Raw genomic sequence first — 373 nt, 5'->3', positions numbered from 1 at the left:
AAGCCGTCGGTGAACTTCATGGGGGTGGTCCTTAGCCGATCAGGGGTGCTGGGCGGGCCGTCAGGGCGCCTGCGGCAAGCGCGGCTGCGGGTCCTCTCGATTTTGATCGTACACAAAACAAATGTGACCGACAGGACTGGTGCACGCCGGGAATTCCCGGATTGCCCGCAAAGCCGAACACCACGACGTGACCTCGGATCTGCCATGTTGGCGCCACGTGACCGACACGTCACGGAAATGGTCTAGAAACCATGGGCGGGATGGCGTATTAGTACTGCAAGCAAACAAATTGGCTGGTCGGGCGCACTGCCGCCCGGGCCCGACGTCGACAAGAGGCTGTGCAATGCCGGACCGCTTCACTCCCACCCCTGCG

The sequence above is a fragment of the Streptomyces mutomycini genome, assembly GCF_001700505.1.
Classification (GTDB): Bacteria; Actinomycetota; Actinomycetes; order Streptomycetales; family Streptomycetaceae; genus Streptomyces; species Streptomyces mutomycini.
The sequence above is the reverse complement of the archived record's forward strand: the minus strand, read 5'-3'. Positions refer to the sequence as shown.